Raw genomic sequence first — 15,711 nt, 5'->3', positions numbered from 1 at the left:
TTTAGAAATAGCCTTCACGCTTACGGTCTTCCATAGCCGACTCGGAACGTTTATCATCAGCTCGTCCGCCACGTTCAGTAGTTCTTGTCGATGCAACCTCGTGAATAATATCTTCAAGTGTATTGGCTGTTGAAAGTGTTAAACCGGTACATGTTACATCACCGATAGTACGACAACGCACATCAAGGGTCTCTACCTCTTCATTATCCTTTAGTTGCATAAATGGTAGTTTAGCCAACCAAACCCCATCGCGGTTAAATACTTCGCGCTTGTGAGTAAAATAAAGACTTGGCAACTCAATTTGTTCCATGTAGATGTATTGCCACACGTCCATTTCAGTCCAGTTGCTGATTGGGAACACACGGAAGTGCTCGCCCATATTTTTACGACCATTGAAAATATTCCAAAGCTCTGGTCTTTGATTTTTTGGGTCCCATTGTCCAAACTCATCACGGTGCGAGAAGAAGCGTTCTTTGGCACGGGCTTTTTCCTCATCACGACGTCCACCACCCATAGCCGCATCAAACTTATGTCCTTCAATCGCATCTAAAAGTGTTGTTGTTTGCAGTTTATTACGACTGGCATTTACTCCTTTTTCTTCAACCACTCGTCCCTGATCAATTGAATCCTGAACCAATGCCACAATACACTTGGTTCCTGTTTCTTCCATCACTCGATCTCTGTATTCCAATGCTTCAGGAAAGTTATGCCCTGTGTCGATGTGCATTAACGGGAATGGCACCTTAGCCGGCCAGAAAGCTTTTCGAGCCAAATGAAACATCACAATTGAGTCTTTTCCTCCTGAGAATAACATCACAGGATTTTCAAATTGTGCTGCAACCTCTCGAATAACATAGATAGACTCTGCTTCCAGTTCCTTAAGGTGATTTATTCGGTATTGATCCATGATAAATTGATTTGTCCTACAATATAACTTGGCTGACGAATTGTCCACTGCCATCTTTTACAAAAACGTCGCCAAATTTAACGATTAATACAAGACTATGAAAATTTTGAGTGCAGTGCTTTTATGGAAATTAAGCCTACAAAAAAAGGGTGCTTTGAGCACCCTTTCTATGTTTTAGTATTTTGTTTCAAGGTCGCCTATGTCGAAACTCTTATTGTATTGAGTCATGGCTCTTAAACTCATTCCAACATTCGAGAATCCTCCGTCGTGGAATAAGTTCTGCATGGTAACCTTTCTCGTCAGGTCGGAGAACATGGTAATACAATAGTCGGCACAATCAGCAGCATCTGCATTTCCAAGCGGTGACATACGGTCTGAGAAGTCGATAAGGCCATCAATACCTTTTACTCCACTACCGGCAGTTGTAACCGTTGGCGACTGTGAAATTGTGTTTACACGCACTTTGCGTTCGCGACCATAGATATAACCAAAACTACGAGCAATTGACTCTAAAAGCGCTTTAGCATCTGCCATATCGTTGTATCCGTAAAGGGTACGTTGTGCTGCAATATAACTTAAACCAAGAACTGAGCCCCACTCACTGACTGCGTCCTTTTTAAAAGCTATCTGTAGCATTTTGTGAAATGAAATAGCCGAAATATCTAAAGTCTTGTTTAGATAGTTGTAATCTAAATCATGATAAACCCTCTTTTTACGAACGTTTAAAGACATACCAATAGAGTGAAGAACAAAATCTACTTTTCCTCCAAGCACTTCCATTGATTTATCAAAAACATTCTCAAGGTCGGCCACACTTGTTGCGTCGGCCGGAATGATTTCTGCTTCACATTTTTTACCTAACTCAACCACTTCGCCCATACGGCAAGCAACCGGTGTATTAGATAGTGTAAAACGTGCACCTTCTTCGTAAGCTCTTTCAGCTACTTTCCATGCGATAGACATGTCGTTAAGGGCTCCAAAAATAATTCCTCTTTTTCCTTTTAAAAGATCAAATCCCATATCAATTTAATTTTGAGCGCACAAATATACTGCATATGTTGTACAACACAAGTTTCAATGTTAATATTCTATACCTAACCTATTACAACAAGTTTGTTGCGAAAAGGTTTTTCAAGCTGTAATTATCTGATTAGTTATTCAATAAGGCACGTGCATTCTCAATGGCTGCATCCGATAATGTTGAGCCACTCAACATTTTAGCAACCTCTACAACTCTGTCTTCATGAGTCAGTTTTCTAATATTTGAGATAGTTTTGTCTGCTTCATCCGTTTTAAATACCTTAAAATGATGATCTCCTTTAACTGTTATCTGGGGTAAATGTGTTATACTGATTACTTGCATTGATGTGCCCATTTGTTCCATAATGCGTCCCATCTGATCGGCTACTTCGCCCGATACTCCCGTATCAATTTCATCAAATATAATAGTTGGTAACCCTTTTGATGATGAAAGAAGTGATTTGATGGATAACATCACGCGGGATATTTCTCCACCAGATGCCACTTTATTAATCGGTGCAGGCTGGCCTCCTTTATTTCCGGCAAATAGAAACTCAATTTCATCCTTGCCACTTTTGGTAAACTCTTCGCTAAGCCGATGTTCAATGACAAAGTTGGCATGCGGAATTCCTAAATTCTTCAAGTTATCTTCTATACTGGCCTTAACCGGCTTAAAGACATCTTTCCTTGATTTGGTAATTTTACGACAGATTTGTTCCAACTGCTTTTTCAGTTTTTCCAACTCTGTTTTTTTGATATTCAGTTCTTCATCGAAGAAATTGACTTTATCTATTTTGCCTTGCAGGTCTTCTTTTAAAACAATCAATGCTTCAACGGTGTCAAGGCGATGCTTTTGCTGTAAGTCGTATATCTGATTTAGTCGATCCTGTACCTGTAGTATTAACTCAGGGTTATAATCCAGATCTTCAGCTCGTGTTTCAATATCATCAGCCAAATCTTTCAAATCAATCCGAGCTGATTCGATTCGTGTGATTAGCTCACCCCCATCTGGTAAATAACTCGAAATCCGTTCCAATTTATTAACTGAGTCTGTCAACAAATCCAAAACCGGCGAAGGTTCCTGACTCAGGTTATTTACCACATCTACCAGGTTGGTTTTAATTTCCTCGGCATGTGATAATTGCTCTAATGATTGCTCCAGTTCAGTCTGCTCTCCTTCTTTCAGGTTAGCATTATTTAATTGTTCGAACTGAAATTGCATATAATCCAAATCTGCTTTCTGTTTTGCATTATTGGCAATCATCTCATCAATCTCCTTCTGCAGGGATTTATAAGTCTGATATTTGCTTTCGTACTCTTCTAATGTTGATTTATTTTTGGCCATCGTATCGATCACCATCATATGAAAACCATTGTCATCGAGCAATAAGTTTTGATGTTGAGAATGCACATCAATCAGTTGCGCACTTATACTCTTTAAAAAGCTAAGATTAACCGGCGTATCATTCACAAAGGCTCTTGATTTACCGGAAGGTAGCAATTCACGGCGAATAATGGTTACATCGTCATAATCTACATCACTCTCTTCAAAAAAGTTTACCAAGCCGTAATTACCAATGTAAAACTCCCCTTCTACAATACACTTTTGCTCTTTATTAAGCAATGCGCCCGTATCGCTTCGCTGTCCTAATATGAGAGATAGTGCACCAAGCAACACCGATTTACCAGCTCCTGTTTCACCTGTGATTACAGATAAACCGCTATCAAAAGCGACTTCTACCTTATCAATTAAGGCATAATTTGAGATAGATAATGACTTAAGCATATTATTTAGATGATAATATCTTTTCGTATTTCTTATTGTTGGCCGGATCTACTTCCTGTAAAAGCTCAACAACCCGTCCTTTTTCCATGGAAAAGGATTCTTCAAATATCTTCACTAGCTCATCTGACTTAGCCGTAAAGAATACTTGCGTAAAAAATGAACTCGGACGTTGACGGTGTACCTTGCGAGTCAACTCCAATGCCTTTGTAATTTCAGCACGCCCTTCTTCAACTTTATCGCTCATCCGATCTAAACCCTTACGATGATATTGATACATGCATTGACGCAAAGGACGATGGTGTTCATTCAATATATTTTCAATTAACCAGTAACGATTTCTCTGATTCTCAAACGACTTCCAGCCACCTTCTCTGGCAGTTTGTGCCCTGTTCACAATTTGTTCTGCTTCCTGAAAATAAGCTGTTCCTCCATTGTTTTTATAAGAATCATAATCCAGCCCTAAAATAACATTCGCATAATAAGCTAAAACAGCTACCAGATTTGAATCAAAGTTATTCGGGTTGTACACCAAAGGCTCAAACTCTACGTATTTAAACTGAAAATCCTGATCCTGATGATTAAACAGCACGGTGTAATAACTTGAATTATAAACCGGACGTCGCGCCTGTATCTGAATTGATCCCTTAAATTCATCTATGGAAAGAACTTCTGCAACATTAATCATGATATTGCAATCAATACGTTCCTCTGGTGCAAACTTATCATCTGTCCATTTCTGGTTATTCATAAACTCCATAATGGCCGTTTGAAGGGTTTCGAATACCTTTTTATTCGATCCCTGCACCTGCGGACTTACTACCTGAACAGCACATTGAAATTCCTGAGCACTACTATGCCAGCCCAGAAGTATAAAGATTGTAATGATCAGATATCTCATAGCATTTATTCGTTACAGATTTGAAAGTTTAGCAACCAATTCATCAACAACATCTTTGGCTACTTCAGCTTTAGACTTTAACGCAAATTCGTTGATTTTATTTTGATTATCCAAAATGGTAATCTTATTGGTATCCGTATTAAACCCTGCTCCTTCGTCTTTCAGGCTATTTAAAACAACAAAGTCAAGGTTCTTTTTGCTGAGTTTTTTTTGAGCGTTTTCAATAGCATTTTCAGTTTCCAGAGCAAAACCAACTAAAACTTGTTTTTCACTCTTTTGTGTTCCTAAGGAAGCAGCAATATCTTCATTTGCTTCCAACTCAATTGAAAGATTGTCCTCAGTCCTTTTTATTTTTTCATTCGCTTTTAAAGATGGTCGATAATCAGCAACTGCAGCAGTCATTATAGCAGCATCCATCATCGGAAAACAAGAAATACATTCTTTGTACATTTCCTGTGCACTCACAACGTTAATCCGGTTAATTCCATTATGATTCACATCCAATTGAGTAGGACCACTCACCAATGTTACTTCAGCACCTCTGTCGGCCAACTCCTCAGCGATAGCATACCCCATCTTACCTGAGGAATAATTACCAATAAATCTAACTGGATCAATTTTTTCATGAGTAGGGCCAGCAGATACCAGTACCTTTATCCCTGCCAGATCGTTATTATTTTCAGAGAAAAACTCTTTTAAACTGGCAACAATCTCTTCAGGTTCAGCCATTCTCCCCTTACCAACCAATCCACTTGCCAATTCTCCTGCATTGGGTTCGATCAAATGATTGCCATAAGATCGTAAAGTATCCATGTTACGCTGCGTAGAAGGATGTTGATACATATCCAGATCCATGGTCGGGGCCACAAACACTGGACATCGTGCTGAAAGGTAAGTTGTGATCAATAAATTATCGGCCACTCCGTTTGCCATTTTACCCATCGTATTTGCAGTAGCAGGTGCAACAATCATTGCATCAGCCCACAAGCCACTATCTACATGGCTATTCCACTCTCCATTTTCAGGATTAAAAAATTCAACTAAAATGGGACGTTTTGATAAGGTAGCCATTGTCAAAGGTGTGATAAACTGCTTAGCCAGTTTGGTCATGATCACCTGCACCTCTGCTCCTTCTTTAACCAGCAACCTTGTCAGCTGTGCACATTTATAGGCTGCTATCCCACCTGAGATTCCAAGAATAAACTTTTTTCCTTTAAGCATAGTTCAAAAATAAAAAAAGATAAAAGAGAATACACCATCCTCCTTTACCTTTTATATTTTAACAACTGAAAGCTTTATAAGCTAATCAGTATGTACCAAACTAATAATATTAGTCTTGTTTCTCTTCTTTATCAGGATTGCGATGATACACATTCCCTTCAACAAACTCCTGTGTAGCAATACACACAGGCTTAGGTAAACGCTCATAAAATCGTGAAATTTCAATCTGCTCACGATTTTCAAAAACCTCTTCTAAATTATCAGTGTAAGAGGCAAACTCCTGCAGCTTTTTATTCAGCTCCTCCTTCATCTCTGAACTAATCTGATTAGCTCTCTTACCCATAACCACGATTGATTCGTAGATATTACCGGTTGGTTCAGACAATTCGTTTTTGTCCCAGGTAATGGTTGAAACCGGTGCGTTTGTTTTTTTGTAGTCGATTGACATATGATAACTTTTAATTTACTGCAATTTCGTTGTTATATATTTTCAGCATATTGTCTGTATCTTCAAAAATACGATCTGCCTTTTTGCGAAATTTTCCTTCCGGAAACTCATTAATGAACGAATAATATTCATCCATAGTATCTCTAACACGCTCTTCCTTCTTTTCCTCAATACTATTAACAGCCTGAATGTACTTAGATTCCAAAATCAGGAATGACAGTTCTTCGCGATATTTGGTATCAGGAAAGTCTCTCAAGCTATTTTGAGCAGCGATAACAGCTGACATATAATTATTACCTAAATAGTCGCCCAAATTATAATAAAGTTTCGCATTTAAGTAAGATTTGTAAACCAACTTATCACGCAATTCATCCATCAGACGTGTCGACTCCTCAACACGAGCACTATTGGGGTACATATTAATAAACAGCTGAAATTCCTGAATTGCCTCTTCAGTTGTGGTTTGATCCAATCGAGGTTTCGGCGAACGCATGTAGTAACAATATGCACTCATATACTGGCATTCTTCCGCATAATCTCCAGCCGGAAAGTTCTTGACATACTCGCGGTAATAATGTCCTGATGTTAAAAAGTCATTGAGTCCATATAAGCAGTTTGCATAAACGTAGTTGATTTCCTCTGCTTTATCTGTACCACGGTATATATTAACTAACTGCCCTAATAAAGTTGCTGCACGCGTGTAATCTTCCTTTTCATAGTAGCTCATTGCTTCCGTATACCATAATTCATAGTCCTGGCTTTTAAGTAGTTTTTGATACTTACTACAACCAGTGCCTACGATAGCTAATAAGGTCGTTACAAACAATAAGTGCTTCAACTTCATATATTTGATCTTAACTGTAAATGTTACATTAATTAAAAACAGCCCTACTTGAAGACTGTTTTTACATCATGCAAAGATAATCTTTCGTATCAAACCTCACAAGCCCCAATTTGATATATTCAACATGCACAAATAATTGCATCTATTAACGTCCGTTTTTTTTCAACAAAAAACATGTCAATCGCGCATATAATGACAAAGGAAATATCACGTAAAAAACAATTACCACATATACCCGATAACCAGCTAAAACACCCATTTTCATTAAGAAAACGGGACTCAATCCTTTTTTAATAAGGTTTCTTTCAAAAAGATAAGATAAAACATTACATTTGCAGCGAAAATTTTAAAAGCTCAGTATAGTGGATATTTTCGATAAAATAAAAGAACATATGGGCCCTTTGGGTCAGTATGGTAAGGAAGCACACGGTTACTTCATGTTCCCAAAGCTGGAAGGCGAAATCAGCCCAAAAATGAAATTCCGTGGAAAAGAAGTACTTACATGGAGTTTAAACAATTACCTTGGATTAGCTAATCATCCTGCAGTACGTAAAGCAGATGCTGATGCAGCAATAGATTACGGTATGGCTTATCCTATGGGTGCTCGTATGATGTCAGGTCAGACAAGCAAACACGAAGAATTAGAATCTAAACTTGCTGAATTTGTTGGTAAAGAAGATGCTTACCTTCTTAACTTCGGTTATCAGGGAATGGTATCTATCATTGATACTCTAGTTAGCCGCAACGATGTTATTGTATACGATTCTGAATCGCATGCCTGCATCATGGACGGTATCTTCCTACACAAAGCAAAAGGTGGTAAAAGCTTCGTATTTGCTCATAACGAAATGGACAAATGCGAGAAAATGCTTCAGTTTGCTACCAAGCGTGTGAAAGAAACCGGTGGTGGTATCTTAGTAATTACCGAAGGTGTATTTGGGATGGCAGGTGACCTTGGTAACTTAAAAGATATTGTTAAGCTTAAAGAAAAGTATAATTTCCGCATTTTAGTTGATGATGCACACGGTTTTGGTACAATGGGTAAAACTGGTGCCGGTGTTGCTGAGCACTATGGTGTAGTTGACCAAATTGATGTGGTATTCAACACTTTTGCCAAGTCAATGGCAGGTATTGGTGGTTTTGTTGCTGGCACTGAGGAAGTAGTTAACTACCTTCGTTATAATATGCGTTCTCAGATTTTTGCTAAGTCGTTACCAATGCCAATGGTAATGGGAGCTCTTAAGCGTCTTGAGATGTTACGTGACGAGCCTGAGCACAAAGCCAACCTTTGGAAAGTTGTTGAAAGATTACAAACTGGACTTAAAGATGCAGGCTTTAACCTTGGTAAAACTGAGTCTCCGGTAACTCCTGTTTTCTTAGAAGGAAATGTGGCTGAAGCAACTCAGTTAACTATGGACTTGCGCGAAAACTACAATATCTTCTGTTCGATTGTAGTTTATCCGGTAATTCCAAAAGATCAGATTATGCTTCGTATTATTCCTACTGCAGTTCACACTATGGAAGATGTAGACTATACGATTAAAGCATTCCGCGAAGTACAAGAAAAATTAAAAGACGGTAAATACAAGAGCGATAAAATCGCAAGTGTTATTTAATCGTTTTTAAATGAACATATAAAAAGGGTAGCCAAGTTATGGTTACCCTTTTCTTTTGGATTATAAATAAACTCAACACTAATATTTAAATCTCAATAATAAACTGACAATCAGTAAACCTAAGCTTATATATTTTAATTCAATCCAACGATCAAAAACTAAACTTAAATCTGCCAGCTTTAATTGATCTGCATTTCTGCCCGATTCATTTTTTTTAGATATCACCCATCCTTTCAATCGGTAATTGTTACAATCATTCAGTAATACGTCTTTATAATCACTAACTGTATTGAAAAAACGCACTTTGGCTTCAATTCCTATTTCATTTTGAATATTTGGATTTTCATTATTAGCCAACAGCTTGACAGCAAAAGGCAACCTGTAATATTTACCTGAATCATCCTCAGCTTCAAACAAGGCTCGATCTTCACCTATTCGCATAGAAAGCTTATAGTAATCACGTTGAGCCATCACTGTCGAATAACAGAACAAAAGCAATGCTACAACTACTAAAACGCCAGACCAATCCTTCTTAAACTCAGCCAAACTCTTACCAATATAGGCACCGACAACAATTGACAAAAACACAGATAAAAATAAAGCTGGTGTCTCGAACAAGCTTATAGGAATAACACCTGCTGCTCTCTCTGGCCATATAAAAATGTGCAATGCCAAAACAAACAAAACACTGCCAGCAGCCGTTACAAATGAACCATCGGTAATCCTTTTTATAAAACCTGAATCGGAAATAATTCCAATGCAAAGGCCAAGAGTTGATAGTATTAATAGAAAATACAAATTCTGAGGCCACACAAGTCTCACTAATCCAATAGTTCCGATAATTGGATTTAATAAGTAACCAATCAACAATATTCCTAAGGAAATAAGAACCCCATTCGAAAATCTTCTCTGTTTCGATACTACATCCATATTAATGAGTTTCGTGATAACCGTTAACAATGCTCTTATAATTAGAGAAGAAAGACGCTCCCATTGTAGCAAAATATAAATGAATTATTAAAAATATACTAGCCAGGAAACCGGCACTTGCATGCACCAAAGCAGTTAACAAAGTTCCTCCTATTCCAAAAAAGTTATCAATAATAACCTCGGGAAACATCAATGGCAAACCAGTTATAATTAAAACAGGAAGCAAAATAAACAGAACTACCACATAGGTTACCTGCTGCAAAGGATTAAACTTAGCTTCTTCTAATGTCGGAAATGGAGGCTTTTCACCTTTAAATACTCCAAAAGTATAAAACTTCATCTGAATAATCAGGCGTTGAAGTAAGCCTTTGAATTCTATTTTGTAGTGCTTTCTATTGGAAGAAAAACTAAAAATAAACAGAAAGCAAAGATAAAGTACTATCAATCCTACTCCAGCTATGTTATGACTTGTTACTGCCAAATTAAATGGCAATAAAGGAACATCCGGATTTGAATATTGCATACTAAGACCGGATATTAACAATACGAGAAAAAACACAGCATTTAATGCATGCCAGATCCTGACCCAAATCGGGTACAAATATAATTTACCACTCATTTTATTTCTTTTTAATCAGAGTAAGACGCAAGGTCAAGTGAACTAATAAGCCTAAAACAATCAGTCCAAATAAACCAATACTAACATAGTTTAATGTTCGATTTCTATTGGCACCAATAATATAGCCTTCATTTAAAATTACAGCATTTACGAAACCTGATTCCGCACGATTTTCTCTAGCACGGTGTGCGTATAAAGACTCCATTAAAACTGAATTTGCACTATGGCATTCAACACAGTTTTTAAGCGCCTCTTCTTTCGGAAGAATATTATGAGCAACTAAAATATCCGCCTGAACTTTTGTATGACAATCAATACACCTGACTTTATCAAAATGACGACCTTGCTTAGGCAACCACGCATGTACTTCTGCCATATTTTTTGGCTCTTCGTCAGATGTCAATCCATATTTAAACTTATTATCATGGCAGCTTAAGCACATATTATTGCTGATGCTGACCACCTCTACAATTGGTTTATCTTCACGAAGAGCCAACTCATATCCATGCGGATTGTGGCACATCCAGCAATTAAATCGCTCATCAGAAGCCTTGTAATGGACGCTTTCCATAAAGGACTCTTCAATTCCTTCAAAGTTGAATTTTGCGAAAGTTTCATCTCCACCATGACAGTCCATACATTTATACTTCTCTTCGAGACGCAACTCTCCGCTATGAGGAAATGTTTCATACTCCATTGAATGGCAATCAATACATGCAAACATTTTATGCACTGAAGTATGTAGTTTCACACTGTCAATATGGTGAAAAGGGTTGAGCGGCTTTCGATCAACTTGATCGGTCCACTCGTTATGATATTCGTAAAAAACCTGACCGTGGCATTTTAAACATTGACTGTTGTCAGCAACATCCTGTGCTTTTAACAACACATTAAGTGCAATAAAGCAAATAACAATGCCGATTTTTAGTATTAGTCTTTTTATAACCATTGTATTAAACACTATAGAATAAAACAAAAAACTGCCAGCAAAAAGTTTTAACCTTTTGTGCGGGCAGTTTTATAAATAATGGCGATTTCTTTACTTTTTAAGTGTACGGATGTACGTCACTATTGCCCAACGATCCTCATCATCAGGAATTTTCTTTTCGAAATTTGGCATTTCATCGCGCCCAATAAAAGACTGATAGTATATTACACCATCCTTTTGTGCCTGAAATTCTGCTGATGTAAAATCACCCAAATCTGCATCTATACTTCTTGCTTTTGGGCCATCACCTTTCCCCATATTGCCGTGACATGATTTACAATGACGGGAGTAATTCATTTTCCCAACCTTGATCATTTCAGCATCATCAGCTGCCTGAGGGTTTTTCATACTTTGGTATTTAGCCGGTATGTCCCAAGGCTTCTTTTCATGAACAAAAGACATCAACACAAAGCTTAACATCACCAATGTACAGCTTATTAATACAGACATTTTAACCTTTCTCATAATATCAGTTTTTACGAATTATAATCTAGAAATTCCACAATCGCGTAATATTAAATCCAAATCGGATACTTTCACTATCAAACTCACTTAAGTTATGCATATATAACTCTTGAGGCAATATTCCCATACCATTTGTTATAAATATTTGGAATGCATGCGTACTGGTTGACACCTCATAACCAATTGAAAAATGCGGTTTTGGGTGATTAGTGAAAGATGTATGTTGAGAAATACCTTCAATTTTTAACGGTACTCCTAACTCAAGTGTCAATGATGATTGTGGACTAAATTTAATACGGCCTCCAAACCCCAGACCAATTTTATCGTTATCCAGTAAGCTATCCACTGCGTTGTAGTGAGTAAAATTAGCGCTTGCCTGAACAGATAACCAATCGTTTACTTTTCGTCCTACGATTATCTCTGAAAAGTAAGACATTCTATCCGAAAATTCATAATTCACTCCAAAGTCCTCATCTGCCCGTCCATCAATTGCAGCATTACCATATAAAGTTAAACTGACTGGAATCGTATTCTCACGTGTTTGTTGAAATGGGGTATATTTTGCCTGAAAGTCCTGATATTTCTTCTGACTATTTGTACCGTAGCCTACCACCAGGTTATCCAAAATTGAATAGTTAAATCCAATACGAATGTTTGCACCGGGAGCCATGATACCAAAAACATCACTAATTCCGTTTTCAACAGGTCCAAAGCGGTGACTAATCACCATCTCTAACGTGTTTTTATATTGTGTAACGCTTGTTTGGTGGTTAACCAAGGTTCCGGATTCCCACGGAGATCTTACCGGTTTATCAACTTTCTTTTCTGCTTGTTCTTCTTCCTGGGCCAATGCAAAGTGACCAGAAAACAGAACTAAAACAATAAGATATATAAGTTTTTTCATTACAATCGTTTTTAGTTATTCTCTGCTCCCTGATCGATCCAGGTTGTAATTATTAATTTCTGATTTCCAACATAGGTATAGCTTGAGTGTAAACCTGATGATCCGGGCACCGTCACTATCTTACTATTTTCTGAATTATCTAAATCCAGTAAATTGTTATTCATCAGTGATTGGTAAGCTTCACCTTGCTTCAGGCTAAATAATCCGCTCCCATTGTGACAATTTGTACAATTTTGTGTAGTCCAGATAGGCTCAACTTCAGCCGAGAAACTAATTGGTTCCTCCGGATCAATCGGATCTCCTGTATCTGGTGTTATGTATTTATAGTCGCAGCTCGTTGCAAATACTGCCAACAGTATTACAGAAGCTAATATTAATTGAATTGCTTTCATATGACCTATTTAGTGAGTTAAACAAAAAACTGAATGGCTATGCTCTATATAGCCATTCAAGTGATTTTATTAATTAGTACCTAAATAAGTTCTGGCAGCATTAATCAATTTCTGAGTATATTCCCAATTATGGATTCCATAACTATGATCATTCTTAACAAGTGCAAAATTCCAGTATGCTGCTAATTGCTGGTGAGTCCATGTTCCACCAATTAGGTGACCTTCTGCATCAGCTATACCTGCATCAATCAAATCAGTATGCAAGTCTTCCAATAATATTTTATTTGCTGCCATTATACCTGGTAAATCTATATTTTTGCCTCTATCTGTATGACACTCATTGCAGTGTGAAAACACAGGTTCACCATCCAAATCAGCTATCTTAAAGGAGTGTCCACCTACATATTCGCCATAGTTCCCTGTCATCGGATTGCTATAATCCTCACCAAATGACGACATGTGACAATTTTTACAACTATGTGGTCCACTTATTTCTGATGGAACTGTCGGATCAGTTGTGCCAATATACCCACCAACTCCACCAAAAATTGCACCTTGCGCACCATAGTGAGGTCCCCAGTGAGCGGCGGCACCTGCTGATATCTCAATTGTTCCATCTTGTGAAGGATCTGGTTGGCTATCTCCCCTGTGACGTGGCTGATGGCATTTCACACATGTATTACTTGATTCTCCTGCGTCAACAGATAATTCAGCAAATACATTATTCTCATTTTCATTAAGATAAAGATCTACTTCATTTGTATAATAAAAAGCATAATCTTCACGTGTATAACTTGTATGAATCTGGTGACATGTATGGCAAGACATTGCGGTGGCTTCTGGATGCAATCCACCATAATTAGAATCATCTTTAATAGCTTCCTGAAAACCATTATGTGAGTGACACATCGAACATGAACCTCCTGCATAATTAGCATATCCTACATGCTCCGCTCCGCCAATAAAGTGTGTTGAATGCTCAAATTGAGCTGTAAAAAGCTTTAATGTATCATTATCTGCATCTGTATGGCACTGGATACAACCAGTAGTACCATCAATACCATTTGTGCCATCTAAACCATCTGAACCATCAGATCCCGGAGGGCCTTGTGGACCTTCCTTTGTACAGCTGGCAAAAACTACTGCCATAGCCACGACTAGTAACCAAATAATTTGTTTTAATTTTTTCATAACGAATGGACTTAATGAACTATGATTTTTTCTTAATAAAATTCTTTTAACAATTTTAAACATTCCAATCAAGAATCACACAATGTAAATTATACATCTATTAATTGACACAAATCAATATAACACACGCATCTATCTGAATATCTACACTATACAATTATCATTTCCAATAAACATGTACGTCTCTATTTATATTCAATCCAACTAAACAAAAGAAACAATCGTCAACAAATTACAACCCAATCACATAACTCTTGAAGTCTTAATGAAGTGAATTTATCATTTGCAGAATAAATAATTTATCTATAATTTCATTACCTACAATCCTTTTAGTTATTAAAGTACTAATATGACGAATAAGTTAGTTGACATTACAGGATGTGAAATGTGTCACATTAAATTCCAGGGCTTTGATACATTAAGTAAAGATGAACTATTAGCTTTTAAGCAATCTCATTGCAAGGTTGTATACCAAAAAGGTGAAACGATCATTAAAGAGGGAACTCGGTGCAATAATATTATTTGCATTAGAAAGGGATTTGCTAAACTATTCATTAAAGGACTTGAGAATAAAAACATCATCATTAAAATTTTAAAAGAGGGAGATTTTATTGTAAGTCCAGGGTTATTTACTGATAATTTAAATCACTTCTCTGTTTCTGCTATTACTGAAATGGAAACATGTTTGATAAGCTCAGAAGCTTTTACCAAAGCATTTCGACGCAACAACTTATTTGCTGAACAGATTCTTAAACTTAACCATCAAATCACAAATAATCTTTATAGTCAATTAATTAATTTTTCCCATAAAAAAATGACGGGAAGGGTGGCCAATACAATTCTTTATTTATCTGAAATATATAATGCCAGACGGTTTTATACAACATTGAGCAGACAAGATATCGCTGATTTATCAAGTGTATCTAAAGAAAGTCTAATAAGAGTATTAAAGGACTTTAAAGAGAGTGGTATCATTAAAATTGAAGGTAACCACATTGAAATACATGCTATGTCGACCCTTCATAACATTAGCAGGGTTGGTTAACCTCATTCAACAAAGAGTTATTTTTAAACAAGTCAAGTCTGCACTAATCTACTCAAATCTGTGGGTAGCATTTTCTGTTGCTACACTTACTTGTGTTGCTGCAATTCATCTCAATTGGTGGAATATCAGATCATTTCTATTCAACTTTTGCATTGCTTATACCGGTTATAATTATATCTATTGGTCTGTTTACTTCTTATCACCTGAAAAAATAAAAGTTCGCCGTTGTAGTTGGATGAAGAAGCATCAGTCAGTGGTCATAAGCAGCAGCCTTATAACTGCGCTGGCAGCTATATTAATATTTTTGAAATCAACAAATATTAATCATTTTGCATTAATTACTTTCATATGCCTATCGGTAACATATGTGATACCTGGTAAAGGAAACAGAGGTATCCGGTTTATACCTTTTCTTAAAATTCTGATAATAGCTATTT

General features: G+C 37.0%; 16 protein-coding genes. 2 read left to right on the top strand and 14 right to left on the bottom strand.

Features of this window, described 5'->3' with window-relative positions; genetic code table 11:
- Window position 1: 1 nt before the first annotated feature.
- The 7 genes from cysD to AC4MRQ_RS00885 all read right to left on the bottom strand — a co-directional run bounded on the left by cysD (window position 2) and on the right by AC4MRQ_RS00885 (window position 7,124).
- On the bottom strand, window positions 2-907 hold the full coding sequence (gene cysD, locus AC4MRQ_RS00915; protein WP_491195749.1) for a sulfate adenylyltransferase subunit CysD: 906 nt from the start codon (window positions 905-907) through the stop codon (window positions 2-4).
- A gap of 174 nt (window positions 908-1,081) precedes the next feature.
- A complete protein-coding gene (locus tag AC4MRQ_RS00910; protein ID WP_491195748.1) occupies window positions 1,082-1,927 on the bottom strand; it encodes an enoyl-ACP reductase FabI in 846 nt (281 codons plus the stop codon).
- A gap of 130 nt (window positions 1,928-2,057) precedes the next feature.
- A complete protein-coding gene (gene recN, locus AC4MRQ_RS00905; RefSeq protein WP_491195747.1) occupies window positions 2,058-3,713 on the bottom strand; it encodes a DNA repair protein RecN in 1,656 nt (551 codons plus the stop codon).
- Between the two features lies 1 nt (window position 3,714).
- Window positions 3,715-4,611 carry a type IX secretion system protein PorD gene (gene porD / locus AC4MRQ_RS00900; protein WP_491195746.1) on the bottom strand — a complete coding sequence of 299 codons (897 nt, stop codon included), beginning with the start codon at window positions 4,609-4,611 and terminating at the stop codon, window positions 3,715-3,717.
- A gap of 12 nt (window positions 4,612-4,623) precedes the next feature.
- On the bottom strand, window positions 4,624-5,832 hold the full coding sequence (coaBC, locus tag AC4MRQ_RS00895; RefSeq protein WP_491195745.1) for a bifunctional phosphopantothenoylcysteine decarboxylase/phosphopantothenate--cysteine ligase CoaBC: 1,209 nt from the start codon (window positions 5,830-5,832) through the stop codon (window positions 4,624-4,626).
- 109 nt (window positions 5,833-5,941) lie between these two features.
- Window positions 5,942-6,280 (bottom strand): DNA-directed RNA polymerase subunit omega, encoded by a 339-nt coding sequence (locus AC4MRQ_RS00890; protein WP_491195744.1) that lies wholly within the window; start codon window positions 6,278-6,280, stop codon window positions 5,942-5,944.
- 10 nt (window positions 6,281-6,290) lie between these two features.
- Window positions 6,291-7,124: an outer membrane protein assembly factor BamD gene (locus tag AC4MRQ_RS00885; RefSeq protein WP_491195743.1), complete on the bottom strand. Its 834-nt coding sequence runs from the start codon at window positions 7,122-7,124 to the stop codon at window positions 6,291-6,293.
- A gap of 362 nt (window positions 7,125-7,486) precedes the next feature.
- On the opposite strand from AC4MRQ_RS00885, the gene AC4MRQ_RS00880 reads away from it, so the two are divergent.
- A complete protein-coding gene (locus tag AC4MRQ_RS00880; protein WP_491195742.1) occupies window positions 7,487-8,740 on the top strand; it encodes an aminotransferase class I/II-fold pyridoxal phosphate-dependent enzyme in 1,254 nt (417 codons plus the stop codon).
- A gap of 78 nt (window positions 8,741-8,818) precedes the next feature.
- On the opposite strand, the gene AC4MRQ_RS00875 is transcribed toward AC4MRQ_RS00880, so the two are convergent.
- The 7 genes from AC4MRQ_RS00875 to AC4MRQ_RS00845 all read right to left on the bottom strand — a co-directional run bounded on the left by AC4MRQ_RS00875 (window position 8,819) and on the right by AC4MRQ_RS00845 (window position 14,229).
- Window positions 8,819-9,670, bottom strand: coding sequence for a hypothetical protein (locus AC4MRQ_RS00875; protein ID WP_491195741.1), 852 nt, complete (start codon window positions 9,668-9,670; stop codon window positions 8,819-8,821).
- A gap of 1 nt (window position 9,671) precedes the next feature.
- Complete coding sequence (locus AC4MRQ_RS00870) at window positions 9,672-10,289, bottom strand: cytochrome b/b6 domain-containing protein (RefSeq protein WP_491195740.1); 618 nt, start codon at window positions 10,287-10,289, stop codon at window positions 9,672-9,674.
- 1 nt (window position 10,290) lies between these two features.
- The gene (locus AC4MRQ_RS00865; RefSeq protein ID WP_491195739.1) at window positions 10,291-11,238 is read right to left on the bottom strand and encodes a hypothetical protein; all 948 of its coding nucleotides are present in this window, start codon (window positions 11,236-11,238) and stop codon (window positions 10,291-10,293) included.
- Window positions 11,239-11,328: 90 nt separating this feature from the next.
- Window positions 11,329-11,742 (bottom strand): c-type cytochrome, encoded by a 414-nt coding sequence (locus AC4MRQ_RS00860; RefSeq protein WP_491195738.1) that lies wholly within the window; start codon window positions 11,740-11,742, stop codon window positions 11,329-11,331.
- A 25-nt stretch (window positions 11,743-11,767) separates the two neighbouring features.
- Window positions 11,768-12,646 (bottom strand): DUF5777 family beta-barrel protein, encoded by an 879-nt coding sequence (locus AC4MRQ_RS00855; RefSeq protein ID WP_491195737.1) that lies wholly within the window; start codon window positions 12,644-12,646, stop codon window positions 11,768-11,770.
- 11 nt (window positions 12,647-12,657) lie between these two features.
- Window positions 12,658-13,038, bottom strand: a complete 381-nt coding sequence (locus tag AC4MRQ_RS00850; protein WP_491195736.1) for a hypothetical protein — start codon at window positions 13,036-13,038, stop codon at window positions 12,658-12,660.
- A gap of 69 nt (window positions 13,039-13,107) precedes the next feature.
- A complete protein-coding gene (locus AC4MRQ_RS00845; protein ID WP_491195735.1) occupies window positions 13,108-14,229 on the bottom strand; it encodes a collagen-like triple helix repeat-containing protein in 1,122 nt (373 codons plus the stop codon).
- Between the two features lie 349 nt (window positions 14,230-14,578).
- On the opposite strand from AC4MRQ_RS00845, the gene AC4MRQ_RS00840 reads away from it, so the two are divergent.
- Window positions 14,579-15,274 carry a Crp/Fnr family transcriptional regulator gene (locus AC4MRQ_RS00840; protein WP_491195734.1) on the top strand — a complete coding sequence of 232 codons (696 nt, stop codon included), beginning with the start codon at window positions 14,579-14,581 and terminating at the stop codon, window positions 15,272-15,274.
- Window positions 15,275-15,711: the final 437 nt, after the last annotated feature.

This window comes from Carboxylicivirga sp. (assembly GCF_982718395.1).
This window is presented reverse-complemented; position numbering and strand designations above follow the sequence as displayed.